This window comes from Mycetocola sp. Y171 (genome assembly GCF_056713165.1).
This window is the reverse complement of the sequence record NZ_JBWYGX010000001.1, coordinates 1,189,887-1,212,978: the sequence shown is the minus strand read 5'-3', so window position 1 is coordinate 1,212,978 and position 23,092 is coordinate 1,189,887. Positions and strand designations below refer to the sequence as shown.

The 23,092-nt window shown below is 66.6% G+C and carries 25 protein-coding genes; 9 read left to right on the top strand and 16 right to left on the bottom strand.

The window, feature by feature from the left end; all coding sequences use genetic code 11:
* Positions 1-16: 16 nt before the first annotated feature.
* Entirely contained in the window at positions 17-1,405 is a 1,389-nt protein-coding gene (locus tag AC1M2K_RS05780; RefSeq protein WP_480240203.1) for a YibE/F family protein, read from the top strand.
* A gap of 13 nt (positions 1,406-1,418) precedes the next feature.
* On the opposite strand, the gene AC1M2K_RS05775 is transcribed toward AC1M2K_RS05780, so the two are convergent.
* From AC1M2K_RS05775 to AC1M2K_RS05765, 3 genes are all read right to left on the bottom strand, one after another.
* The gene (locus tag AC1M2K_RS05775; RefSeq protein WP_480240202.1) at positions 1,419-2,783 is read right to left on the bottom strand and encodes an FAD-binding oxidoreductase; all 1,365 of its coding nucleotides are present in this window, start codon (positions 2,781-2,783) and stop codon (positions 1,419-1,421) included.
* 76 nt (positions 2,784-2,859) lie between these two features.
* Complete coding sequence (locus AC1M2K_RS05770) at positions 2,860-4,011, bottom strand: AI-2E family transporter (protein ID WP_480240201.1); 1,152 nt, start codon at positions 4,009-4,011, stop codon at positions 2,860-2,862.
* Positions 4,012-4,172: 161 nt separating this feature from the next.
* Positions 4,173-4,694, bottom strand: coding sequence for an N-acetyltransferase family protein (locus tag AC1M2K_RS05765; RefSeq protein WP_480240200.1), 522 nt, complete (start codon positions 4,692-4,694; stop codon positions 4,173-4,175).
* 214 nt (positions 4,695-4,908) lie between these two features.
* On the opposite strand from AC1M2K_RS05765, the gene AC1M2K_RS05760 reads away from it, so the two are divergent.
* From AC1M2K_RS05760 to AC1M2K_RS05725, 8 genes are all read left to right on the top strand, one after another.
* On the top strand, positions 4,909-6,024 hold the full coding sequence (locus AC1M2K_RS05760) for a M23 family metallopeptidase (protein ID WP_480240199.1): 1,116 nt from the start codon (positions 4,909-4,911) through the stop codon (positions 6,022-6,024).
* A 125-nt stretch (positions 6,025-6,149) separates the two neighbouring features.
* Entirely contained in the window at positions 6,150-7,052 is a 903-nt protein-coding gene (locus tag AC1M2K_RS05755; protein WP_480240198.1) for an alpha-1,2-fucosyltransferase, read from the top strand.
* A 237-nt stretch (positions 7,053-7,289) separates the two neighbouring features.
* Complete coding sequence (locus tag AC1M2K_RS05750) at positions 7,290-8,873, top strand: glycoside hydrolase family 16 protein (RefSeq protein WP_480240197.1); 1,584 nt, start codon at positions 7,290-7,292, stop codon at positions 8,871-8,873.
* Between the two features lie 189 nt (positions 8,874-9,062).
* Positions 9,063-9,650 carry a sortase domain-containing protein gene (locus AC1M2K_RS05745; RefSeq protein WP_480240196.1) on the top strand — a complete coding sequence of 196 codons (588 nt, stop codon included), beginning with the start codon at positions 9,063-9,065 and terminating at the stop codon, positions 9,648-9,650.
* A gap of 134 nt (positions 9,651-9,784) precedes the next feature.
* Positions 9,785-10,345: a flagellar protein FlgN gene (locus tag AC1M2K_RS05740; protein WP_480240195.1), complete on the top strand. Its 561-nt coding sequence runs from the start codon at positions 9,785-9,787 to the stop codon at positions 10,343-10,345.
* A 7-nt stretch (positions 10,346-10,352) separates the two neighbouring features.
* Positions 10,353-11,777 (top strand): flagellar hook-associated protein FlgK, encoded by a 1,425-nt coding sequence (gene flgK, locus AC1M2K_RS05735; protein WP_480240194.1) that lies wholly within the window; start codon positions 10,353-10,355, stop codon positions 11,775-11,777.
* Between the two features lie 3 nt (positions 11,778-11,780).
* A complete protein-coding gene (gene flgL, locus AC1M2K_RS05730; RefSeq protein ID WP_480240193.1) occupies positions 11,781-12,665 on the top strand; it encodes a flagellar hook-associated protein FlgL in 885 nt (294 codons plus the stop codon).
* Positions 12,662-13,048 carry a flagellar assembly protein FliW gene (locus tag AC1M2K_RS05725; protein ID WP_480240192.1) on the top strand — a complete coding sequence of 129 codons (387 nt, stop codon included), beginning with the start codon at positions 12,662-12,664 and terminating at the stop codon, positions 13,046-13,048. The genes flgL and AC1M2K_RS05725 overlap by 4 nt, the downstream gene beginning before the upstream one ends.
* A 10-nt stretch (positions 13,049-13,058) precedes the next feature.
* Here the strand turns inward: AC1M2K_RS05725 and AC1M2K_RS05720 are convergent, their stop codons facing one another.
* The 13 genes from AC1M2K_RS05720 to AC1M2K_RS05660 are packed head-to-tail and all read right to left on the bottom strand — an operon-like array spanning position 13,059 to position 22,941.
* On the bottom strand, positions 13,059-13,307 hold the full coding sequence (locus AC1M2K_RS05720) for a carbon storage regulator (protein ID WP_480240191.1): 249 nt from the start codon (positions 13,305-13,307) through the stop codon (positions 13,059-13,061).
* Positions 13,301-14,059 carry a hypothetical protein gene (locus AC1M2K_RS05715; protein ID WP_480240190.1) on the bottom strand — a complete coding sequence of 253 codons (759 nt, stop codon included), beginning with the start codon at positions 14,057-14,059 and terminating at the stop codon, positions 13,301-13,303. Before AC1M2K_RS05715 ends, AC1M2K_RS05720 begins: the two co-directional genes overlap by 7 nt.
* Positions 14,034-16,085, bottom strand: coding sequence for a flagellar biosynthesis protein FlhA (locus AC1M2K_RS05710; protein WP_480240189.1), 2,052 nt, complete (start codon positions 16,083-16,085; stop codon positions 14,034-14,036). The genes AC1M2K_RS05715 and AC1M2K_RS05710 overlap by 26 nt, the downstream gene beginning before the upstream one ends.
* Complete coding sequence (locus AC1M2K_RS05705; RefSeq protein ID WP_480240188.1) at positions 16,075-17,181, bottom strand: EscU/YscU/HrcU family type III secretion system export apparatus switch protein; 1,107 nt, start codon at positions 17,179-17,181, stop codon at positions 16,075-16,077. The genes AC1M2K_RS05710 and AC1M2K_RS05705 overlap by 11 nt, the downstream gene beginning before the upstream one ends.
* Positions 17,181-17,939: a flagellar biosynthetic protein FliR gene (gene fliR, locus AC1M2K_RS05700; protein ID WP_480240187.1), complete on the bottom strand. Its 759-nt coding sequence runs from the start codon at positions 17,937-17,939 to the stop codon at positions 17,181-17,183. Before fliR ends, AC1M2K_RS05705 begins: the two co-directional genes overlap by 1 nt.
* A 1-nt stretch (position 17,940) precedes the next feature.
* Positions 17,941-18,216, bottom strand: coding sequence for a flagellar biosynthesis protein FliQ (gene fliQ, locus AC1M2K_RS05695; protein ID WP_480240186.1), 276 nt, complete (start codon positions 18,214-18,216; stop codon positions 17,941-17,943).
* Complete coding sequence (fliP, locus tag AC1M2K_RS05690) at positions 18,216-19,058, bottom strand: flagellar type III secretion system pore protein FliP (protein ID WP_480240185.1); 843 nt, start codon at positions 19,056-19,058, stop codon at positions 18,216-18,218. The genes fliQ and fliP overlap by 1 nt, the downstream gene beginning before the upstream one ends.
* Complete coding sequence (locus AC1M2K_RS05685; protein WP_480240184.1) at positions 19,058-19,504, bottom strand: FliO/MopB family protein; 447 nt, start codon at positions 19,502-19,504, stop codon at positions 19,058-19,060. Before AC1M2K_RS05685 ends, fliP begins: the two co-directional genes overlap by 1 nt.
* Positions 19,505-20,209, bottom strand: coding sequence for a flagellar motor switch protein FliN (gene fliN / locus AC1M2K_RS05680; protein ID WP_480240183.1), 705 nt, complete (start codon positions 20,207-20,209; stop codon positions 19,505-19,507).
* Positions 20,206-21,105, bottom strand: a complete 900-nt coding sequence (locus AC1M2K_RS05675) for a flagellar motor switch protein FliM (RefSeq protein WP_480240182.1) — start codon at positions 21,103-21,105, stop codon at positions 20,206-20,208. Before AC1M2K_RS05675 ends, fliN begins: the two co-directional genes overlap by 4 nt.
* 32 nt (positions 21,106-21,137) lie before the next feature.
* Positions 21,138-21,935 (bottom strand): OmpA/MotB family protein, encoded by a 798-nt coding sequence (locus AC1M2K_RS05670; protein ID WP_480240181.1) that lies wholly within the window; start codon positions 21,933-21,935, stop codon positions 21,138-21,140.
* A complete protein-coding gene (locus tag AC1M2K_RS05665) occupies positions 21,932-22,696 on the bottom strand; it encodes a motility protein A (RefSeq protein WP_480240180.1) in 765 nt (254 codons plus the stop codon). Before AC1M2K_RS05665 ends, AC1M2K_RS05670 begins: the two co-directional genes overlap by 4 nt.
* Positions 22,696-22,941, bottom strand: coding sequence for a flagellar FlbD family protein (locus AC1M2K_RS05660; protein WP_480240179.1), 246 nt, complete (start codon positions 22,939-22,941; stop codon positions 22,696-22,698). Before AC1M2K_RS05660 ends, AC1M2K_RS05665 begins: the two co-directional genes overlap by 1 nt.
* Positions 22,942-23,092 lie beyond the last annotated feature (151 nt).

Here is a 23,092-nt window from a genome sequence, read left to right as displayed (position 1 = left end):
ACCGGAAGGAACTCCCATGGGTCACAGCCACTCGCATCTCGACATGTCCCCACAGGCGGTCGCCACGCGTCGCCGCGCGAACCGGCTCCTCGCCGCGATACTGATCCCCCTCACGCTCGCGGCCATCGTCGCCATGTTCCTCCTCTGGCCCAGCGGAACCGCGAGCGACGTCGAGGTCGGCAACCCGTACTCGGCAACGGAGGGAGCGAGCTTCCAGGTCGGAACCGTCGAGGGCACCAGCGTGGCGACCTGCCTCTATCCGTCCAGCGAGGAGTCCGAGGGGCAGAAATGCCTCGTCGCCCACCTCAACCCGGATCACGGAGGAGCGATCGTCGAGGTCGAGGTTCCACCTGAGGTCATCCGGGAAGCCGACGTGAACGTCGGCGACCGCATCCGCTTCCTCGACCTGGGCGCCGCGGGCGAAGGCGCTGTCGCCCAGTACTCCTTCGTCGACTTCGTCCGCACCGCGCCGATGGCACTGCTCGCCGCCATCTACGCGCTCGTCGTGGTCCTCGTCGCACGCTGGCGCGGTTTCCGGGCCCTCCTCGGCCTGGCCGGCGCGTACGTCGTGATCGCCCAGTTCATCATTCCCGGGCTGATCGAGGGCAAACCGCCGCTGCTCCTGGGACTCGTCGGATCGACGGTGATCATGGTGGGGGTGCTGTATTTCGCCCACGGTTTCTCGGCGAGGACGTCGACCGCCCTGCTGGGGACGATCTTCGGCCTGATCACGACAGCACTCATCGCCGCGTGGGCGACAGGCTCCGCCCATCTCACCGGACTGAACGACGAGCTGGACTACTCGCTGTCGTACGCCTCCGGGTCGATCTCGCTGTCAGGGATCCTCTTGTGCGGGCTGATCATCTCCGGGCTCGGCGTACTCAACGACGTGACCATCACCCAATCGTCCGCGGTGTGGGAGATGCACGAGCTCGCGCCCGGTTCGAGTGCGAAGCGGCTGTTCGCCGGCGCCATGCGGGTCGGACGGGACCACATCGCCTCCACGGTGTACACGATCGTGTTCGCATACGCCGGGGCGGCGCTCCCGCTCATCATCCTGCTGTCCCTGCAGGATCGCCCGTTGGTCGAGACGATCACCAGCGGCGAACTGGCGGTGGAGATCGTGCGCACCCTCGTCGGCTCGATCGGCCTCGTCCTCGCCATCCCGGTCACCACCGCGATCGCCGTACTCGTCGTGAAGGCGGTCGGCACGAAGGGCGAAGGAGCCCCAGCGGAGAGCCAGGAGCCCGTCGACGTGACCGACGAGCCCACGGGTTCCCGTGCTCTCGCGTCGGAGGACTTCCCGGTGGCGGATGTTCCGATCACGAGGCGGGAACTGCGCCGGGAACAGGCATCCGATCGCACGTCATGGGGTCCAGCGGGCTGGGATGACGAAGACAACTGAGTCCGGAGCCGGCTCACCGGGAGGCGGGCACCGGGCGGATGTTGTGGTTCTGGTTGAAGAGGTTGTCTGGGTCGTACCTGTGTTTGATCGCTGACAGGCGCTCGAGCACCTGCGGCGGATAGATCAGCCCAGTGGCCTCCCCGGCTGCGGCATTCGAGAAGCCACCGTACGAACCCTGCAGGTGGGGAGCGAGCCTGCCCCACTCGTCGTGCACGCGCTGCTGGGCTGCGGCCGGAGCGTCGGCAGGCAGGAACGCCGCTGAGATGACGAGCGCCTCGCTGTCCCGCCAGGGGAAGGATGTCGCATCCTCCTGGACCCGGTTGAACGCCCCCGAGAGACTGCGGATCATGAGAACGGAACCCTCGAGCCGCCCGTAAAACCCCGTCAGCCCGGCGATGAGCTCATCGTCGAGTTCGCGCGCGAAGGCATTGTGGATCAGGATGGTCATCCCCTCGGGCGGATGAGCCTCCTCGAGGACGTCCGCATACCGCTTCGGCTGGATATCGGCTGAGATCAGCCCCGGCAGTGCGAGGAGCGGACCGATCGCGGCGCTTGCTCCCGCCTCGTCGTCGCCGGCGAAGCACACGAACAGCTGGATGCCACCCGGCATGCCCGGGAAGTCCGGCATCGAGGCGAAGGTGATGTTGAGTTCCTCGGGGGCGTCGCGCATCACGCTGCGCCATCCGGAGAGCACGGTGTCGAGGTGGTCAGGGCGGTACCGGATGACTCCCGCGTAGACGCCGGTGAGTCGATGCGCCCGGAAGACGAAGCTCGTCGCGATCCCGAAGTTGCCGCCGCCGCCACGGAGAGCCCAGAAGAGATCTGGATGCTCGTCGGCGCTTGCCGTGACGATGGCACCGTCTGCGGTCACGACGGTGGCCTCGACGAGGTTGTCGACGGTCAGTCCGTGGGAGCGCACCATCCAGCCGATCCCGCCGCCGAGGGTCAGCCCGCCGACGCCCACGCTGACCGTGTCGCCTGACGTGAGCGCCAGTCCCAGGTCGCCGAGGGTGGTCGCGACGGTACCCCAGAGCGCGCCGGACCCGATCCGGACCAGCCCTGCGGCCTCGTCGAGAAGCTCGATCTCGTCAAGGCCGCGCAGATCGACGACGAGCCCGCCGGTGTTCGTGCTGAACCCGCTGCCGCTGTGGCCACCTGACCGCACCGAGAGGACGAGCCCGTGCGCGCGGGCGAACCTGATGGCGGCAGAGACGTCCGAAGCGTCGGAGGGCCGCACGACGACGGCCGGCTCGCCGACACCGCTGTAGACGGTACGTGCGTCGTCGTAGCCGTCGTCTCCTGGGAGGAGAACTGTGCCGGTCAGCGCGTCAGAAAGGTCGCCGAGCGCCCGCCGGTCGAGAAGATGTGAGGATGTCACGATCACTCCGAAATATCTCGTGTGTCCGCGACAGTCTTCTCCTGACGTCAAGGAGGGTCAAGACCCCCTGCGCAGGTCAGGCGCCGCTCGGCGAGACCTTCGCGTCCTGGATCGGGAAGACGACCTTCTGGATGATGATGATCGCCGATGCCGCAACGGGGATGGCGACAAGTGCGCCGAGGATTCCACCGATCGCCCCACCGGCGACCGCGGCGATGACCACGATCGCGCCCGGAACGGCCACCGCGCGGCTCATGATGCGTGGGCTCAGCACGTATGCCTCGATCTGCATGTAGATCAGGTAGTAGATGCCGGCGAACAGTGCCGTCGTGGGGGAGACGAAGAGGCAGATCAAGGTGTTGATGATCGAGGCGGTGAGTGTTCCGACCAGCGGGACGAGCGATCCGAGGAACGCGATCATCGCGAGGAGGAACGGCAGCGGAGCCCCGATGATCGACAGGAAGATGAGGCTGAGGATGCCGTTGCACAGGGCGAGGCTGAGCTGACCGACGACGTAGCGGCCGACGGCGCTCGTGATCTCCTCGGTGATCTTCGCGAAGCCGACGCGGCGGTAGGCCGGAACGAACCGGAAGGCCACGCCCTTCATGGAACGGAGGGAGGCGAGGAAGTACAGGGTGAGGATGAGGACGATCGTGGCACCGGTCACACCGCTTGCGACTCCCGCTCCGACTGCGGCGAGCCCGCCGCCGATCGCGACGAGGTTCTTCGGGTCGCTGATGAAGTCGATGGCGCCGGTCAGGGCATCCGCAATGCTCAGCGATCCGCCGAACGCGCTCTCCAGTTGCTTGATGAAGTCGCTGGTCTGGACCTCCTTCTGCAGGCGCGGGAAGTCCTCGACGAGGTTCGCGGCCTGCTCGACGAGGACGGGGATGACGGCGAAGAGCAACCCGGCGAACGTCCCGAGGACGGCAATGACGACGAGCAGGATCGCGAGACCGCGCGGGATGCGCTTCTCCAGCCAGGTGACGAGGGGATCGAGTCCCAGCGACAGGAAGATGGCGAGGCCGATGTAGACGAGCACGGTGCTGAGCTGCCCCAGGATGCCTGCGATCAGCAGCGCGGTGAGAACACCGAGGCCCCCGACGAGCCCGATGCGGTACGCGGCGATGCTGAAACCCGCAGCACCGGCGCCGCGCTGCAGCGCGAAGTCCGGCTTCAGGTCGGCCTGGTCGACGTCGGCCGTGATGTTCTTGTTCTTCTTACGCATGGTCCCCACACCTCGTTCGAGCCCGGCGGCGGCCGATGTCCTCGACTCCATCGTGCCGCACTGAGCGGATGCCGCCGGTCGGCTCGCCGAATGCCACAAGGGGTGGCTACACTTCTTTCGTCATTCGGCGGAGGGCCGGTCAGACCTCCTGCATATTCCGGTCAGACCTCCTGCATATTGCGGAGCATCCGGATGGCCGTGAGGTCGCCGCCATGGTGCCGAGTGGGGTCCCGGCTGCCATCCGGCTCGAAGCCGTTGCGACGGTAGAACGCCTGCGCCCGCGGGTTCCGCTCTGCCACCCATAGTTGTGCCGACTCATCCGGGGCGAGGACGGCATCGAGGAGCTGCTGGCCGATGCCGCTGCCGTGATGGGCGCGGAGAACGTAGAGCATCCGCACTTCGAGCTCCTCCGCCGGAGCGTGGCCTGGATGCTCGCGAGCAACGTACGGGCCGACCAGCGCGAAGCCGATGATCTCGTCGTCGACCTCTGCGACCACGAGACGTCTTCCGTCATCCTCGCGGCGCAGCATCCGCTCCCACATGCCGATCCGGCGGGCCTCGGTGGAGTGCTCCCAGAACTCCGGATCGACCAGTGAATCGTAGGTTTCGACCCAGCATTGCTGGTGGATACGGCCGATATCGGCGGCATCCTCGAGGGTCGGATTGCGCAGAACGACGGTCATGGAGGACGACCGTACCCGCTTGCGACGGCGGCGACCACCCAAACTGGGAGTGTCCTCTCAGGTGGCTTCGGCTATCCTCAGAGGTACCCGAAATCGGGCGAGGGCTATTATGTTCCCGTCCACCACTGAACATCAGCGTCAGCCTGACCGCGACACGCGCCGTGAAAAACGGTCGTGCCGGGGCCTGAATTCTGGCGCGCGGAGAATTTTTGTGATGATTGACGAGACCAGCCGAGAGCCCGAACGGGCGGCAAGCGACTCCGCAATCGACCCCGATTCGGCCCTCCCCACCCGCAGGAGCCTGCGGGAAGCAGCCGCACGATCATCGGCGCCTGTCCCCGGCTCCTCAAGCACTGCCGACGCGTCCAGCACTGTTGATGCGTCCAGCACTGTTGATGCGTCGGCGGTGACGGTCGCCGCGCCGGTTACTGTCGCACCAGCGGTGGCTGCAGCCGTGCCCGTCGCCCCCACTTCCTCCCCATCGACCGCGACTGTGCCCGTCGCAGCCCGTGTAGCCGGCTCGCAGCCGAAGGCATCCGCCCGCCCTGTGGCGAAGCCGTCGCGGTGGAAGTCGATCCGTTCCCTCCTGATCGTGGCCGTCGCCGTCCCCGGTATCTTCGGCACGGTCGCCCTGCCTGCCTACGCGTTCACCTCCGAGGAGAGCACGGTTCTCGCGCAGACCCATGACACCGGGGCCCAGTCGCTCACGGTCCCCGACTGGACCAGGCCGGAGCTCGCCCGGGACTCCTACTCGGCGACGTCGGCCGAGGAACTGCAGGCCGCGAAGGCGGCAAAGGCCGCAGCAGAGGCTGCCAAGCTCGCCGCGAGCCGGTCAAGCCAGTCGAACGGGTACGGCGACCACGTCTACAACGCCAACGACCCCGAACTGACCGCCTTCCTCGCCGGAAAGAGCGACACCTGGATCCGTCCGGTCGCCGCAGGGATTTCCTCCCCGTACGGTCCTCGAGGTCTCGTCTGCAACGGGGCCGGGTGCTCGAACTCATTCCACGACGGGGTCGACTTCGGCGCCAGCTGCGGAACGCCGATCAAAGCTGTCTCCGCCGGACGGGTCACCTTCACCGGTTCTGCCGGAGCGTACGGACAGCGCGTCATCGTCGATCACGGTGGTGGAATCGAGTCGATCTACGGGCACGTCCAGACCGGCTCCTTCACAGTGTCCGTCGGGCAGCTGATCGAAGCAGGCACCGTCGTCGCCGGCATCGGTGCGACCGGAGTGGTGAGCGGATGCCACCTCGACCTCAAGATCCGCATCGCCGGGAACTTCACGAACCCCGTGCCGTACATGGCATCCAGGGGCGTCACGCTCTAGCCTCCCGCACGACCACGTACCCCGCCTTGAGGCGTCACATGTTCGGGGGACTGTCCCCGTGAGGGTTGCTCACCCTATCGTTGGCTCCACTCTCCCGCTGGTGGTCCCGTCGCCGGCGGCGCGACGTGGCATGGCCACAGGAATGGTGGGACGTGCGCTGGCGTGTGAAAGACAAAGAGATCCTGCTCACCCTGCAGGGCGGGCTCGGCAATCAATTGTTCGAGTGGGCCTTCACCCGTGCGCTCGAGGACTCCGGACGGACCGTTCTGATCGACAGCGTGCGCTGCCGGGGTGATCGTCCCCTCGTGATCGCGCCGCTGATCAGGTCCGACCAGCGGTTCTCCCGGTTCTCCGGGCTCATTCTCGCGTTCGCACAGAAACGGGGGTGGATCAATGACGGGTCAGGCCTCCGCCTGGTCAAACAGAAGAAGTCGGGGCACGACCGCTCCGTGCTCGAACGGCTCGGCGGCCGCTCGTACCTGATGGGTTACTTCCAGTCGCCCCACTACTTCACCGCGTCGGCCGATGGCGTGCGCGAGGCCGTCAGCGGCCTGCTCGACTCCATGCTGACCCCCTCCGGGCGGCGTCTTGCCCTGGAGCTCTCCAGCGACCCCCACAGCGTTGCCGTCCACGTTCGCCGCGGCGACTACCTGGCCGTGCCGCACAACACCGCCAGGCACGGCGTCCTCGGCAGGGACTACTACGATCGCGCCCTTGCCCACCTCGACGCTCTCGGGCATCGAAACCGGGTGTGGTTCGGCGACGACCCTGAGTGGATGACGGCGAACCTCGTGCGGGAGGGTGACCGTGTCTGCCCGACGGATGCCACGCTGCAGGACGGAGGGGAGATCGCGTTGATGTCGGCGTGCTCATCCAAAGTCATCGCCAACAGCACCTTCAGCTGGTGGGCCGGCTGGCTCGGGCCGCCAGCGACGGCCGAGAATCCGGTGATCGCGCCGGCCGTCTGGTTCGCCGATGAACACAGCGATGCCACCGAGCTCGTCCCCCCCGAATGGCTCAGGTTCTAGTTGAGAGTCCCGGTCGGCGTGTCGAACTTTGTTGCATCCGTGAACTTTTCTCATTAAAGTGCAGGTTGACCGGGCAATCCGTTCGCACACTCCGCTATCAAACGACGAAAAATCCCCGTTTCACACAGGTAATTGCCAGCTAATGCCAGTTACGTTAGCTCGGTCTTTGCCCCCCACTATGGGGGACAAACCCAAGGGCCCTTTCGGCTCATCCCGACGAATAGGCATACATAACTCGTGCGAAAAAAGATACTCACATCGACCATGGTCGCCGCGGCTCTGACCGCCGGCTTCCTCATCCCCAACGCAACATCCGCCGCCCCGGCCACCGCCGCAGTGGCATCCACCGAGACAGTCGTCTCGTTCAGCAGCACCGGCTGGAACTACTACCGCGGTACTGCTGCCCCCACCTCGACCTGGAAGACGAAGGCCGCCTCCTGGGCGACGGGCAAGGCCCCCTTCGGTTTCGGTCTCAACACCGGCACCCTCGGAACGACGCTCCCGAACAGCTTCACGAAGAAGCCGCTGGCGTCGTATTTCCAGAAGTCGTTCTCGCTTGATGCTGTTCCTGCCAAGGGCATCACCCTCACCACGTGGGCCGATGACGGCGTCATCGTCTACGTCAACGGCACCGAAGCGGTTCGCAAGAACCTCAAGGCCGGCGAGGTCAAGGACACCAGCTACGCGACCGCAGCCCCGCAGACCGCGAAGGCGAAGGCCAGCAAGATCACGGTGACCGTTCCGGCATCCGCGCTCAAGACGGGCGCGAACCTGATCTCGGCACAGGTCCAGTCCAACTGGCGCGCCACCCATAACATCAGCTTCGACGCCCAGGTCACCCTGGAGAAGTCTGCAGCGGTGACCCCGCCGACGACGCCGGCCAAGCCGCCGGTCACTCCTCCGACCACCGCGCCGACCACCCCTCCGAAGCCGACCACCCCGGTCGCTCCGACGCCTCCCACCACCCCGACGGCGCCTGACACCGGCGCCGGCGCTGCGTGGGGCACCCCGGCCTGGCAGGACAACTTCACCTACAAGAACGCGTCTGGCCAGCCGGCCATCGACCCGTCCAAGTGGAACGTCCGTGACCGCAGCAACCTCGGCCTCCTCGCAGACGTCGCTGTTCCGACCAAGGACCAGGTGACCGTCGACAACAACGGCATCGCCCACCTCAAGGCTGACTGGCTCGACACCCCGATCCAGCGCCCGGCAGGCGCAGCAGGTGCCCCGGTGCTCACGCACAAGACGGGCTACATCGACCAGCGTGTGCTGAAGAGCGGCGACATGTCGTACGCCCAGCAGTACGGCCGCTGGGAGATCCGCGCCAAGACGCCGACCGGCCCGAAGACCTACGGCTCGCTCGCTGCCTTCTGGTTGCGCAACTCCAACTCCGGCGAGATCGACATCATGGAGGCCTGGGGCTACAACGAGAAGGCTGCCCCCGGCGGCCAGAAGATCGACACCGCGACCACCACCATCCACAGCAAGACCATGGGTGGCGGAGAGAAGTTCTTCTGGACTCACTCGCAGCAGGGCGCGACCTCCAAGCCGTGGGATGGTTTCCACACCTACGCGTTCGAGCTGACCCCGACCTACGCGGCGATGTACGTCGATGACGTGAAGATCGCTACGGCAACGCCGAAGACGCACCCGATGCTCTGGAACAAGGAGTACTTCGGCTCGCCGCTGCACGTGCGCCTCAACCTGCACGTCGGCCCTTCGGCTGAGTACTGGGGTCTCCCCGACCCGAAGAACAAGAGCTGGACGCAGCCGCTGGACTACCAGGTCGACTACGTCAAGATCTGGAAGTACCAGGGCTAATCAGCCCTGACCAGGCTTCGGCCTGATCATCACAGCGAAGGGCCCCGGCATCCGTGTCGGGGCCCTTCGTCGTTCCCGCGTCACTGCCCGTGAGCGGATGCCGGCGGTCTCCACGGTGTTGGCGGTGGCGGTGCACCGTCCTGTCGCCTAGCGTTGAGGCGAGCGGCAGATGCGGCGGACGGGAGCGACATGACCACGAATCGCTTCTTCTCTGCCCTGATGCGTGCAGCATCCGCCCTTCTGCTCGCCGTTGCGCTCGGGGTGAGCGGTCCGCTGGCGGCAGGGGCCGTGCCGGTGTCGCCGGTCGCGTCGGGTGAGACCACGGTCCGCACAGCGACCCCCACTATTCTCGGCACCCTGCGGATACCGCGCTTCGGGGCGGAGTTCGCCGTGCAGATCGGCGAGGGAATCGGGGAGCGGGACGTCCTCAACCACATGGTCGGTCACTTTCCCCGCAGCGCTGCTGCAGGCGGCCTCGGCAACTTCGCGCTGGCCGGGCACCGGGTCACCTATGGCAAGCCGCTCTACAACATCCACACTCTCGTCATCGGCGACCCGATCTATGTGGACACCGCCGAGGGGCGATTCGAGTACCGTTTCCGCTCGTCGGAGTACGTCGACCCGTCTGCCATCGAGGTCACCTATCCGGTGCCGCACCAGAGCGGCTCAGCGGTACGCGATCGCATCATCACCTTCGTGGCCTGCAGCCCCATGGGGTCGACCGCTGAACGGGTGATCGCCTACGGCGTCTTCGAATCGTTCACACCGGCCGGCTGACCGGCCGGCTGACCGGGCCGGCCGCCCCTTGTCGATTGGCGACACCTTCGCGCACGTGACCCGCCGCTCCGCCTAACATGGTGCTCACCCTCGCCGATAGTTGGGAAAGATCCAAGACGAGGAGTCCTTTACGCATGAGTGATCCAAACACCGCACTCCTGCCGCGCACAGGAAGTGCAATCACCGACGGACCCTGGAAGTTGGAAGAAATGGGCGCGAACGAACTCTCAGCGCTGATCTGGCGTGAACGAGAACTCCTTGAACTTGTCGTTTACAAGCTCGAGGTCGAGCAGCTCCTGCTGACGACGGGCAAGACCAAGTGGCTCCACATCGCCACCGGTGAGATCGAACACGTCGTCGGAAGCCTTCGCGATGTCGGCCTGGCTCGAAGCGTCGAGGTCGCCGCTGTCGCCAGGGAATGGGACGCGAGCGAGGATGCCACGCTGCGCCGCCTCATCGATCACGCCCCGCCCGGGCCCTGGGCTGAAATCTTCGACAGCCACCTCGGCGCGCTGACCCAGCTCACCGGTGAGATCGCCGTGCTCAGGGACACAAATGAGCGTATGCTCAGGGCCGCTGCCAGGTCGACGCAGGAGACACTCGCGCAGGCATCAGCCGACGCCGGCGTCTATAACGCCGCAGGCTCCGCCGGCGGACCGAGCTCTTCTGCCCGCATCTTCGACAAGGACCTGTGACCGACGGATGAGCACCTTCAGCGGGCTGAACACCGCTTACACCGGCCTTCTCGCGGCGCGGCAGGGCCTCGACGTCGTCGGCCAGAACGTGGCCAATGCGAACACGGTCGGCTACACCAGGCAGCGTGTCACGACGAGTGCCATCGGGGCGCTCGGCCAGGTGGGCCCGCTCGCCTCGACGCAGCAGGTCGGGGGAGGCGTCACCGTCGATTCGATTGCGCGCCTCGGAAATGTCTACCTCGACGCCCGCGTCCGCTCCTCGGCGGGTATCGCCGGGTTCTCTGCCGTCAGGGCCAACGTCATGGGCGGCATCGAGGACTCCCTGCGCGAGCCGGGAAAGAACGGGCTCTCAGCGCAGCTGCAGACCTTCTGGGCGTCCTGGCAGGGCCTGTCGAACAGTGCAGGCGTCCCAGCGGCCGCCGGCATCGTGCTCGAGCAGGCCGGTGTCCTCGTCTCCCAGATCGCCAGGGGCTACGACGAGATGGACGCACAGTGGTCCCAGTTGCGCGGCGAACTCGGCGGAATGGCCGACGAGCTCAACTCAGCGGCGACACAGGTCGCGAATCTCAACGTCACCATCCGGTCGGCCCTCGCGACCGGCGGTTCAGTCAACGAGCTCCTCGACCAGCGCAACTCGCTTGCGACGACGATCTCCGCCCTCACCGGCGCGACCGTCGCCGAACGTCCTGACGGCACCATCGATGTCCTGATCGCCGGCAACGCCATCGTCTCCGGTGACACGGTCAGGCCGGTGACCATGACCGGGGCGTTCCGCATGGGCGGTGCTGCAGATGCGCCGGTGCGCCTGGAATGGGCGCATCGTCCTGGCAGCGCGGTCGCGTTGACCGGCGGCGAGATCGCTGGCGCCGTGTCGATGCTCGCCCCTGCCGATGCCCTGAGAACGGGCGGCTCCCTCGCCGAGTCGGCCGAGGCGTACAACGATCTCGCAACGGCGATCGCCAGCCAGGTCAACGCCGTCCACCGCACCGGCGTCACGACATCAGGTGAGACCGGACTCGACTTCTTCACGGTCAGCGGGACCGGACCTGCGGCCCGCGGGCTGTCCGTCGTGCCGACGGAGGTCGGCGACATCGCCGCAGGCGCACCAGGGGCTGGAGGACTCGACGGCTCCATTGCCGACGCGATCTCGCAGATCGGAACATCCGCCACGTCCCCTGACCGGATCTGGGCCGGCTTCGTCACCCGCACCGGCGTCGAGGCACGGACGGAACTGCAGCAGGCAGCGCTCGCGGAACTGGCGGCGGCGTCGGCATCCGGTGCGCAAATGGCCAGTGCGTCGGTCGACCTGGACGAAGAGAACGTCAGCCTGGTCATGTACCAGTCCGCTTACCAGGGAGCAGCTCGCGTGATGACCGCGGTCGACGAGATGCTGGACACACTGATCAACCGCACCGGAATCGTAGGGAGGTAGTCCGTGATCCAGCGAGTGACCAACCAGACGATGATGCGATCGGCGCTGCACAACCTGCAGTCGAACATGAGCCAGATGGCGAAGCTGCAGGAGCAGGCGTCCAGCCAGAAGCTCATCGGCCGTCCTTCGGACGACCCGACCGCGACAGCGACAGCGCTGTCGCTCAGGGCGGAGCTTCAGGCGTCCGAGCAGTACGGACGCAACATCAGCGACGGCAACGCCTGGCTGCTCACCGTCGATTCGGCCCTGTCAAACGTGTCGGTGCTAATGAACAAGATCCGGGACCTCACGGTGAAGGGCGCGAACGACGGTGCGCTCTCGCCGACCGCGAAGGAAGCCATCGCTGTGGAACTCGAGAGCCTGCAGTCCGAGCTGCTGGCCGAGGCCAACACCGAGTATCTCGGGCGCTCGGTCTTCGCAGGCAACTCGGATACGGGCGAAGCCTTCACCGCCGGATTCACATTCACCGGTGCACCCGGGTCCACGGTCCAACGGCGCATCGGCGCCGACACCACCGTCCGCGTCGACGCGGACGGTGCAGCGGTCTTCGGTGAAGGTGCTGACTCGGTCTTCGCCCTGGTCGGGACCATCGTCAGCGACCTGCGCAGCGGCACCAACATCGGTGTCCACCTCAATTCGATCGACGCGCACAAGGACGCCATCCTCGGGCAGCACGCCACCGTCGGAGCCCGCCACGCAGAGATCCTGCGGGCCAAGGAGGTCAACGTGGAAAAGTCCGTGTCGCTCGAGGCGCAACGATCCGAGGTGGAGGACGTCGACCTGGCCAAGGTCATCCTCGATCTCCAGGTGCAGCAGGTGTCGTACCAGACCGCCCTCGCTGTCACCGCGAGGGTCCTCCAGCCCACCCTGATGGATTTCCTGCGATGAGCGCCGCCCTCAGCTTCCTCGTCTCACCTCCCGGACTCGAACCGCTCGTGGAGTTCTCCCTCGTGGAGACGAATGGCGCCCCCGGCCTGTACACGCTCACCGCGAACGCTGAGCACGGCCCGCGCCTGTTCGTGCTCGACGCAGGCATCCACCTGCCCGGGTACCAGCCGACGATCACGGACGAGCAATGCTCGTTGCTCGGGCTCGAGGGCGCGGGTGACGCATCCGTTCTCGTGGTCGTGAACCCGGGCAGCGATGGGCCGACGACGGTCAACCTGATGGCGCCCATCGTTGTGAACCTCACGACGGGCGGATGCGCCCAGCTGATCCTCGAGGGTCAGGACTGGCCGATGAGGGCCGAACTGGCGACAGCGGCGCGGTAGCGTCGCCCGCTCATCCCTCCGGGGTCGACGGCGGGTAGCCGAGCAGGGCCTTGATGCGATCCTCGGCCGCAGCGTCGGCCTCGGCGGCGGAACGATTCGCCTCGGTGACGGCCTGAACGATCTCATCGCGCTGGATTCTCACGCCGGAGGGCGCGTCGATTCCGATTCGGATGCTGTCACCACGCGCCTCGAGGAATGTCACGACGATGTCGTCGCCGATCAGGATCCGCTCGCCTGGTTTGCGTGTGAGAACTAGCACTCGCTCAACCTATCCCACGCTGCCCGGGTCGACCGAGCCGGGGCTGGCGCCGATCCGTCGACCCACCCGATCGGCAGGTTGAGCTCTGCGACAGTGTCCGGAGTGGACGTGCTTGCGCTGCCTTCGACGGCGATCGCATCGACAGCCACGAACGCGTCGATCGCGTTGACCCAGCGCGCCGTGTCGTCCGGCTTCCGGCCCGCGTCCACCGCGGCCCAGACCTGGTCGGGCGAGATCCCGCGTACGACGTCCTCCCAGCCCGGCTCGACGGTCGCGCCGCGATCGAGGCAGAAGGCCACGAACACAGGGCGACCGTTCTGGACCCCGATCGCCCGCGCGCGGACGGCACTGCGGCGGTCGTCGACCCTGGTCGTGTCGTCCTCGCTGGCTGACCCGGCCACCGCGACGTCCGCAGCGCCGGCGGCCAGCGCCATGGAACGCACCACGGCGAGGGCGTCGGTTGCGGCGCCGATCACGAGAACGAGGTCGCCGGGGGAGCCGAGCGGAGCCGGAGAGTACGGGCTGCGCCTCAGGCGGCGAGGCAGGACGGGCACATCGGGTGCCAGGTTGGCGGCAAGGTCGTCGAGCACCCTGGCGAAGGTGTCCGACCCCGTGCCTGCGTGGGTATCGGTGTGCAGCGCGCGCTCCTCCCCGTCGACCGAGTCGAGCAACGCGGCGATGGCCGGGAGCACGACGGGTGTCGGCGGGACCGGCGTCCGACCGGGCTCAGGACGCCTGAATCGATTCGGCATTTCCGATCACCCCCACGGTCTCGATCTCGACGTTCGCTGCGCCCGCTTCCTGGTACGACAACACTGGGATGCCGTTGGGCTGGCTGGAGACGAGACGGCGGATGGCGGGGCGCAGGGCAGGAGCACAGACGAGCACGGCGGAGTGGCCGCTCTCCTCGGCACGCGCGATGCTCGCCCGGAGCGAGGCGAAGAGCGACTCGATCCGGGTCTGGTCGAGCAGGATCTGCGTACCGAACTCGGACGGACGCATGGCCTCGAGCATGGACTGCTCGAGAGTGGGGTCGATCATGATCACCCGGAGCACGCGGCCGTCGAGGTACTGGCTGGTGAGTGCAGGACCGAGCGACGCCCTTGCGGCTTCGATGAGTCCTTCGGCATCGGTCGACACCTTGGCGCGCAGCGACAGCGCCTCGAAGATCCGGGGCAGGTCGTTGATCGGTATCTGCTCGACCAGGAGACCCTGCAGGATGCGCTGGACCTCGGCGAGGCTCAGCGGCGACGGAGTGAGCTCGTCGACCGCCGACGGGTTCACCTGCCTGACCCCGTCGGTGAGGAGACGCACATCCTCCCTGCTGAGCAGTCGTGCGGCGTTGCCGGTGATGATCGACGACAGGTGTGTGACGACCACCGAGACCCGGTCGATCACCGTCGCCCCCGTCATCTCGGCGCTGTGACGCATCTCCTGCGGGACCCACTTGCCCGCGAGACCGAAGACCGGCTCGACCGTAGCCTGCCCTGGCAGGTTGTCGAGGGCATCCCCCAGGGCGAGAACCTTGCCGGCCGGTGCGAGCCCCCGACCCGCTTCGACGCCGGCGATGCGGATGACGTAGGTCGACGCAGGAAGGTCGACGCTGTCCCTCGTCCGGACCGGGGGGACGACGACGCCAAGGTCCATCGCAATGGTCCGGCGGAGGGCCCTCACCCGGGCGAGCAAATCGTCGGACGATCCTGACACCATGCTGACGAGGTCCGGGGAGAGCAGGATCTCGAGGGCGTGCACGCGCATCCGCTCCATCAGCTGCTCGGTCGACTCCGAGCTCGGCGCGTTGTCCTCAGCCTCAGCCTCGTCGGCCAAGGCCCTCTTCGCCGCCTCGGATGCCTTCATTCGCTGGGCCGCGAACAGGAGGAGCAGGCCGACGCCGAGAAACGGGAGGATCGGCATCCCGGGAATCAGCGCCATGGCGATCGCCGCCCCTCCGGCGATCATCAGCGCATTCCGAGACTGGGACAGCTGTGCGGATGCCGTCGATCCCATGTCTGATTCGGCGTTCGAGCGGGTCACGATCATGCCGGTCGACACCGCCATGAGCAGCGCGGGGATCTGCGTGACCAGGCCGTCGCCGATGGTGAGGAGCGTGTAGGTGCTGACCGCCTCCCCGATCTCCATGCCGTTCTGGAGCATCCCGATGGCAATGCCACCGACGATGTTGATGATGATGATGATGATCCCGGCGATCGCGTCGCCCTTGACGAACTTGGACGCGCCGTCCATGGCGCCGTAGAAGTCCGCTTCCGCCGACACCTCCGCGCGCCGTTCCCTGGCCTGCACGTCGGTGATGAGCCCGGCGTTGAGGTCGGCATCGATCGCCATCTGCTTGCCGGGCATCGCGTCGAGCGTGAAGCGGGCGCCGACCTCTGCGACGCGTTCAGCGCCCTTGGTGACGACGACGAACTGGATCACGACGAGGATGAGGAACACGACCGCCCCGATCACGATCGAACCGCCGACGGCCACGTGGCCGAAAGCCTCGATGACCTGGCCTGCGTATCCGTCACCGAGGACGAGCCTTGTGGATGCCACGTTCAGGCCGAGGCGGAACAGCGTCGCCACGAGGAGAAGCGACGGGAACACCGAAAAGTCCAGTGGCTTCCTCACGAACATCGTCGTGAGCAGGATCACGAGCGCGAACAGGATGTTCACGATGATGAGCACGTCGAGCAGGCCGGCGGGGACCGGGACGATGAGCAGCAGCAGGATGCCGACGACCCCGAGGGGCACGGCGATTTTGGACAGGTTACCGTTCACGTGAAGCGCCTCCTGGACTGGGTACTGGTGTCGTCATCGTGTGCATGCCCCTCGCTGCGCCGCGACGACGCAGAGCCATCACGAACATGAGCACGCGCGCGACAGCGGTGTAGAGCTCGACAGGGATCTCATGGCCGAGGTCGCAGGCCGCATGGATCGCCCGGGTGAGGGGGATGTCGCGCACCATGGGCACATCCCTGGTCTCGGCCTCGAGGCGGATGCGGGCGGCCAGGGTGCCTGAGCCCTTCGCGACCACTCGGGGGGCGGACTTCCCCGGCTCGTAGGAGAGAGCGACGGCGACGTGCGTCGGATTGACGAGGACCACGTCAGCGTCGGCGACCGCTGCGATCATCCGGTTGCGGCTCATGGCGAGTTGCCGCGAGCGGCGCTGCGATTTGATCAGCGGGTCGCCCTCCGAGCTCTTGTTCTCGTCCCGGACTTCCTTCTTGGTCATCCGGGTCTTCTTCTGGTTGCGGCGCAGAACGACGAAGACGTCGGCCGCTGCCAGCACGAGGCCGGCCAGGACCGCTGACTGCAGGAGCGATCCCGTGCCCGCAGCCGCGGCCTCGAGAACCGAGGACACCGAGAGCCCGCCCGCCCCCATCAGCAGCGGCATCAGGCCCTGGATCACGACGTACAGGACGAGGCCGACCACGATCGTCTTCAGCAGCGCCTTCGCGCCCTGCCAGATCGCCTGCGTCCCGAAGACCCGTGTCATCCCAGTGACGAGGTTGAACTGCTCGTACTTGCCCGACGGCTTCTTCAGGTGCACGCCCTGGACGACGGACCCGAGCAGGACGACGGCACCGACGACGGCGAGGATCGGACCGAGGCTGGAGGTGAGCGACGACAGCCCGAGACCGAGCACGCCGAGCGCCTCCTCCGGATTCGGGTCAGAGGCGATCGCTCCGATCTGGAACAGTTGCAGTGTTCCGGCGTCTGCCACGAGCGAGATGGTCGCCGGCATCATCAGGGCAGCAGCCCCGATGCCGAGCCAGGCGGTCAGGTCCTGCGATTTGGAGAGCTGCCCCTTCGAACGGACCTCCTTCATCCGCTTATCCGTTGCCTGTTCCGTGCGTTCAGCTGAGTCGGCCATCAGCGCACCACCTCCATCAGGTCGAGCGCGTCCCCGGTCAGTGAGGCGACGACCTGGGGGAGCGCGACGAACGTCACGGTTACCAGGGTGAGCGTCAGGAAGATCTTCAGCGGGAAGCCGAGGGCGAAGGCGTTCAGTGCGGGGGCGACACGGGTGAGGAGGCCGAGGCCGGCGTCCGCCAAAAACAGCACGACGATCAGAGGGCCCGCGATCTGCACGGAGGCCAGGAACATCTGCGTGGTGCCGACCGTCATCGCCTCAGCCGGAGCCGAGAAGTCGATCGCACCGCCGAGCGGGAGGGCGCTGAAGGTGCGGACGAGTCCACCGATGATCAGCTGATACCCGCCAGACGCGAACAACAGAGCGAGCGCGCTCATGTGGAAGAGCCGGGAGAACTGTGCGCCGTTGATCATCGACTGCGGATCGAATCCCTGGGCCATCTGGAATCCGCCGAACATGTCGATGAGGTTGCCCGCTGACTGTACTGCCGCGAAGACCAGCATCACGAGAAAGCCGAGAATGGCGCCGATGAGGATCTCGGCAACCAGAGCTCCGAGAAACGCGGCGGTCTCGAGGGACTCGTGGCCCGGGCCGATGCGGGGGGAGACGGCAAAGGCGAGGGCGACGCCGAGCATCCCCTTGATCCGAACCGGGATGGCGCCGTAGGAGAACGGAGGAGCGATCACGAGGAAGGCCACCATCCGCACGCTGGCGAGCATCACTGCTTCGATCCAGGCGAAGTCGAGGGAGAGCGACATCTCATCCGCCGTTCAGGAGCGACGGGATCATCTCGAACATCCGGTGGGTGAATGAGACGATCTCGGAGATCATCCAGTGCCCGGCGATCAGCAGGGCGATGGCCACGGCGATCGCCTTGGGAACGAAGGAGAGCGTGACCTCCTGGATCTGGGTGATCGACTGCACGAGCGAGATCGCGAATCCGACAACGAGCGCGGTCACCAGCACGGGTGCTGACAGCTTTGCCGCGATGATGAGCCCCTGCATGGCGATGTCGAGGACGGCGTTCGAGTCCATCAGCTACCCCCGTAGCTGGCGATCAGCGAGGTGATGATCAGCCCCCAGCCGTCGACGAGGACGAAGAGCAGGATTTTGAACGGCAGCGAGATCATCACCGGCGGCAGCATCATCATGCCCATCGACATGAGCGCGGCCGCGACGACGAGGTCGATGACGAGGAACGGGACGAAGATGACGAAACCGATGATGAACGCGGCGCGCAGTTCGGAGATCATGAACGCGGGGATGAGGGTCAGCAGCGGAACGGCGTCTGGGGACTCCGGGTTCGGCTGGTCAGCCGCCCGGGTCATCAGGGCGAGGTCCTCCTCGCGGGTGTTGGCGAGCATGAACTCGCGGAGCGGCTCTGAGCCGACGTTCAGGGCATCGGTGAAGGTCAGTGTGCCGTTGAGATACGGCTGCACTCCGATGGTGTTCATGTCGGCGATCACCGGCGCCATGATGAACAGCGACAGGAAGAGGGCGAGGCCGGCGAGAACCTGGTTCGGAGGGATCGACGGCAGGGAGAGAGCGTTCCTCGTCATGGCCAGGACGACGAAGATCTTGGTGAATGACGTCATCATGAGCAGTAAAGCAGGGGCGACGGAGAGCAGCGTGATGCTGAGGAGTGTCAGGACCGCCGCGGACGGGGTGCCGTTGATCCCGTTGATGTCGACTGAGACACCGCCTCCGGGGTCTGCGGGGTTCAGCGGATCGGTCGGCGGCGTCGGATCGACCGGCACGGCGTGCGCGATGGTCGGTGTCAGAAAAATGACGAGGGCGACGAGGACGAGAGTCACGGCGGCGGGCAGGGCGCGGCGCAGAACGTGCCGAGGCACGGTCGGCGTCGGGCGCGTGGTCATCAGCGGATCTGCCTGAGGGCAGCAGCGGTCTGCTTCCAGGTCGCCGGCGAGAGGATCGAACCGCCCGCCTGTGCTGTCTGCTGGTTCCGGCGCGGCCTGAGCCGGTGTTCGGCCGCCTCATCGATACTGGTGACCCCGGCGAGAGCGGTCGCGAAGTCCTGTGCCGGCGTTTCGGCATCCGCTGTCGACGACGATGCGGGGGCGCCGCTGCTGTGCAGCACGTTGACGGCGTGCTCGGTTACCCCGAGAAGGAAGCGCGTGCCGTCGACATCGACGACGACGACGGATGCCTTCATTCCGATCCCCTGTCGTCCGACGACGGTCACGAGGTCTGCCGCTTTCCCGGACTTCTTCCCGCGACCGATCCGGCGCTGCGCGTACCAGAGCATGGCGAGGACCGCTGCGAGGGAGAGGATCACGCGCAGGGCGACGAAGACGGTGTCCATCTAGTTGAGTCCGTCGGGGACGTCCAGGATCTGAGTGATGCGTACGGCGTAGTCCTGGTCGACGACGACGACCTCGCCGTGGGCGATGAGCCTGCCGTTGAGGAGGACGTCAGCAGGGGCGCCTGCCGACCTGTCGAGTTCGATGACCCCACCCGGCTCGAGCGCGAGCACGTCGCGGACCGACATGCGGGTGCGCCCGATCTCGACGGTGAGCGCCATCTCGACGTTGTTGATCCTGCTGAGCTTGCCCATCACGGTGGCGCCGGACGTCGCCGGGCCTCCGATCGTTCCGTGCTCGCGCACCCGCACTCCGAACCAGCCGGCCGTCCCGGTGTCGCCGGCGAGGGCGAACACGACCGTGTCCTCGTCGGCGAACAACGCAGATGCGTCTTCGGTGCGTGAGTTTCCGAGCACGCCTGCGCCGAGGGCGACGGATGCCGCTTCGAGGGCGGGCCGAACGATGTCCAGCGCCGACACCAGCGGGGAGTCCTCCCCTGCGGCCACCGCGATGGCACCCGTGTCGATCAGGATGAGGGCCAGGTCGGCCGAAGGGGAGCCGACGAGCGTGGCAACGGTGGCCGAAGCGGCATGGCCGCCGATCGAATCCCGGTCGTAGCCCTGAATTGCCCGGAGCGCCGACACGGTCGGGAGCAGGCCCGCCGCCGCATCTGCTGCGGCGCGGAGGTGGGTCTGGGTGACGGTCATCGGCTGATCTCCTGGGTTTCGACGACTACACAGGCGAGCCGGGAGCCGTGAGCTCCCATGGCTGCCCGTGCGAGCGGGTGACCGCCGACGGTGACGTCGAGCGGGCGGTGTTCGGGGTGGGGAAGGGGAAGGATGTCGCCGACGGCGAGACCGAGGATGACGCCGGGGCGGACATCCGCGGCTGCCAACTGGACCGAGACGTCGACCGGCACCTGGCTGAGCTGGTTCCGGATCAGCGAGTCGAACTCGGATGGGCTGTCGACGGGGGTGGTGTCGCCGAGCTGGCCAAGGATCGCCTCGGCGGGGATGGCCACTGTCGCTGGTTCGATGTGCTCGCCGACCTGGATCGTGAAAGCGGCGACGATCATGAGTTCCGCCGTCGCCGCTGCCTGGGCGAACTGGGAGTTGTAGTGGATGGAATCGACCGCGATCCGGGTGTCGAGCAGCGAGCCGAACGAGTACCTGAGGTCATCGAGGGCATCGTCCATCAGCTGACGGATCAGGGCCTGCTCGACCGCCGTGAACCGCCGATCGGGTGCGGTCGCGCCTCGCGTTCCACCGAGCATCCTGTCGATCCAGCCAAGCCCTGCCGTCGTCGGGAACTGGATCACAGCCTTCGCACTCGGCCCGTCGAGCGTGCAGAGGACCATAGCCGTCGTCGCCGGCAGGGATGCCGCGTAGTCGTCGTAGGTCTGCATGAGCACGCGGTCGAATGTGACCTGCGACCAGGCCCTGACCCGAGCGGTCAGCTGGGTTCCCCATTGCCGTGCGAAAGTCTCGCACGCGAATTCGAGAACCCGGGAGTGCTCGCGGGCAAGCGTCGTGGGGCGGCGGAAGTCGTAGACACTGACCGGCTTCACGGGCACGCTGATTGATGCTTGTTTCTGGACCGTCACACCCTGCACTATCGGCTGGTTTGCGGCCGGGGTTAGCGTTCGCCGACCAGCCCGGGGATCAGCTTCCTGACGTCCTCGGGCTGCTCGGACAGCGCGACGACATCGACCCGGCGGTTGAGAGCGAGTTCGTCAGGGGAGTTCCCTGCCGCGAGCGGCTGGGCCGACCCGAAGCCCACCGAAGAGACCCTCGCGGCCTGAAGGTTGCACACCTCGACGAGGTGACGGAGGACCTGGACCGACCGGCCGGACGAGAGCTCCCAGTTCGTGGGGAATGCGGCGTCAGGCGCCCGGTAGTCAGCGTGACCTTCGATTGAGATCCGATAGTCGGTTTCTGCGAGCGGCGGCGCAACGGCATCCAGCACCCTGATGACGGTGGGACTCAGCCTGTCGCTGTTGGATTCGAAGAAGGTCTCGGTGCTCACCAGGCGGATGGTCAGCCCGCGCTCGCCGATGTCGAACTCGACGGTGCTGGCGAGCCCCTGGGCCGTGAGGTTCGCCCGTATCCGTTCTCTCAGGGCAACGAGCTTGTCGAGTTCGATCCGGGCGAGGTCGAGATCGGTGAATCCTTCACCCTCTTCGTCCACTTTGTCCGGCGGCACGACGACGCCTGTGGCCGTGTCGGCGAATTCCGTCTCGGTGACTCCGAACCCGGCAGCAAGCGAGTTCCTGAGTTTTTCGAATTTCTCCTGGTCGACCGTCGACATCGCGAACAGCACGATGAACATGCACATGAGCACGGTCACCATGTCCATGTAGGAGGCCATCCAGCGTTCGTCGGCGTGCGGGGCTTCCTCTGCCTCGAAACTGCGGCGGCGACCCCTCGGCCTCATGCCGCTTCCGGCAGGGCGTGCGCAGGGGTCATCGCTCGCAGCCGCTCTCCGAGCAGCCGGGGCTGGCTGCCGGCCTGAACGGCGAGCACCCCTTCCATGAGCAGCGTCATCCGCTCGACCTCGAGGTCGCACAGTCGGGCCAGCCTGGTGCCGATCGGCAGCCAGATGAAGTTGGCCGAGAGCAATCCCCAGAGTGTTGCGACGAACGCCGCCGCGATCATCGGCCCCAGCTTGTCCGGACTGGACAGGTTCTCGAGAACGTGCACGAGCGAGACGACAGTGCCGATGATGCCGATGGTCGGCGCGTATCCGCCGAGGCTGGTGAAGAATTTCGCCGCGGAGCGGTCCGCCTTCGCCCTGGCGTGGATCTCGTCCTCGAGGAGGATCCGGAGATCTTCCCCGTCTGTGCCGTCTGCGATGTTCCGCAGCGCTCGCCGAAGGAAGTCATCGTCGACGTTCTCGGCTTCCTGGTCCAGGGCGAGCAGTCCGTCCTTGCGCGCTCGTTCTGCGAATCCGACGACCTGCTCGATCACGTTCTGGGGGGGAGTGGTCTTGCCCTTGAACGCACGAGGGAGCGCCTTGATGGCCTGAAGGAAATCCTTGAGGGTGCCGCCCGCGATCCCGACGGCGATGGTCGCACCGAAGACGAGGATCATCGGCGCCGGCAGCAGGATCGCCTCCAGATGGACACCCTCGAGTGTAAGCATCGCGTAGAGTGCCCCGAACGCGACGACGAGCCCGATCAGGGTTGCTGGATCCATTAGTTGTCCCTCGGGTGGATGCGGACGGGTCTTGCCTGGTCGCCGCGTGGAGGGTCGCTCGCCAGAACGAGCACGCGGGCGCGGAAGTGGGCGATCTTCTCGATCACGTCCGCCATCGACTCCGTGACGATGTACCTGGCACCATCGACGGTGACGAGAGTCGTGTCCGGGTTCTCGTGGACACGCTCGATGAGGTCAGGGTTGATCGCGAACTGCGTCTCGTTCAGGCGTGTCACTACGATCATCGGCTTGTCCCTGCTTGTCGGGCCCGGATGGGCCTCCACAGGGTACTGTCGGCCGACGTGGCCGCCCAGTTAGTGGTCACCTCGTGACGCAGACGTCCCGCGAGTCTGATCTGCCCTGAGGCATTGTTCAGGCGAGGAAGGTGGTGATGAG

Bases quoted from the DNA above. Each gene is read 5' to 3' on its own strand.
- AC1M2K_RS05780 (WP_480240203.1), top strand. From the start codon at position 17: ATGGGTCACAGCCACTCGCATCTCGACATGTCCCCACAGGCGGTCGCC.
- AC1M2K_RS05770 (WP_480240201.1), bottom strand. From the start codon at position 4,011: ATGCGTAAGAAGAACAAGAACATCACGGCCGACGTCGACCAGGCCGAC.
- AC1M2K_RS05765 (WP_480240200.1), bottom strand. From the start codon at position 4,694: ATGACCGTCGTTCTGCGCAATCCGACCCTCGAGGATGCCGCCGATATC.
- AC1M2K_RS05760 (WP_480240199.1), top strand. From the start codon at position 4,909: ATGATTGACGAGACCAGCCGAGAGCCCGAACGGGCGGCAAGCGACTCC.
- AC1M2K_RS05745 (WP_480240196.1), top strand. From the start codon at position 9,063: ATGACCACGAATCGCTTCTTCTCTGCCCTGATGCGTGCAGCATCCGCC.
- AC1M2K_RS05740 (WP_480240195.1), top strand. From the start codon at position 9,785: ATGAGTGATCCAAACACCGCACTCCTGCCGCGCACAGGAAGTGCAATC.
- flgK (WP_480240194.1), top strand. From the start codon at position 10,353: ATGAGCACCTTCAGCGGGCTGAACACCGCTTACACCGGCCTTCTCGCG.
- AC1M2K_RS05725 (WP_480240192.1), top strand. From the start codon at position 12,662: ATGAGCGCCGCCCTCAGCTTCCTCGTCTCACCTCCCGGACTCGAACCG.
- AC1M2K_RS05715 (WP_480240190.1), bottom strand. From the start codon at position 14,059: ATGCCGAATCGATTCAGGCGTCCTGAGCCCGGTCGGACGCCGGTCCCG.
- AC1M2K_RS05705 (WP_480240188.1), bottom strand. From the start codon at position 17,181: ATGGCCGACTCAGCTGAACGCACGGAACAGGCAACGGATAAGCGGATG.
- fliR (WP_480240187.1), bottom strand. From the start codon at position 17,939: ATGTCGCTCTCCCTCGACTTCGCCTGGATCGAAGCAGTGATGCTCGCC.
- fliQ (WP_480240186.1), bottom strand. From the start codon at position 18,216: ATGGACTCGAACGCCGTCCTCGACATCGCCATGCAGGGGCTCATCATC.
- fliP (WP_480240185.1), bottom strand. From the start codon at position 19,058: ATGACCACGCGCCCGACGCCGACCGTGCCTCGGCACGTTCTGCGCCGC.
- AC1M2K_RS05685 (WP_480240184.1), bottom strand. From the start codon at position 19,504: ATGGACACCGTCTTCGTCGCCCTGCGCGTGATCCTCTCCCTCGCAGCG.
- fliN (WP_480240183.1), bottom strand. From the start codon at position 20,209: ATGACCGTCACCCAGACCCACCTCCGCGCCGCAGCAGATGCGGCGGCG.
- AC1M2K_RS05670 (WP_480240181.1), bottom strand. From the start codon at position 21,935: ATGAGGCCGAGGGGTCGCCGCCGCAGTTTCGAGGCAGAGGAAGCCCCG.
- AC1M2K_RS05665 (WP_480240180.1), bottom strand. From the start codon at position 22,696: ATGGATCCAGCAACCCTGATCGGGCTCGTCGTCGCGTTCGGGGCACTC.
- AC1M2K_RS05660 (WP_480240179.1), bottom strand. From the start codon at position 22,941: ATGATCGTAGTGACACGCCTGAACGAGACGCAGTTCGCGATCAACCCT.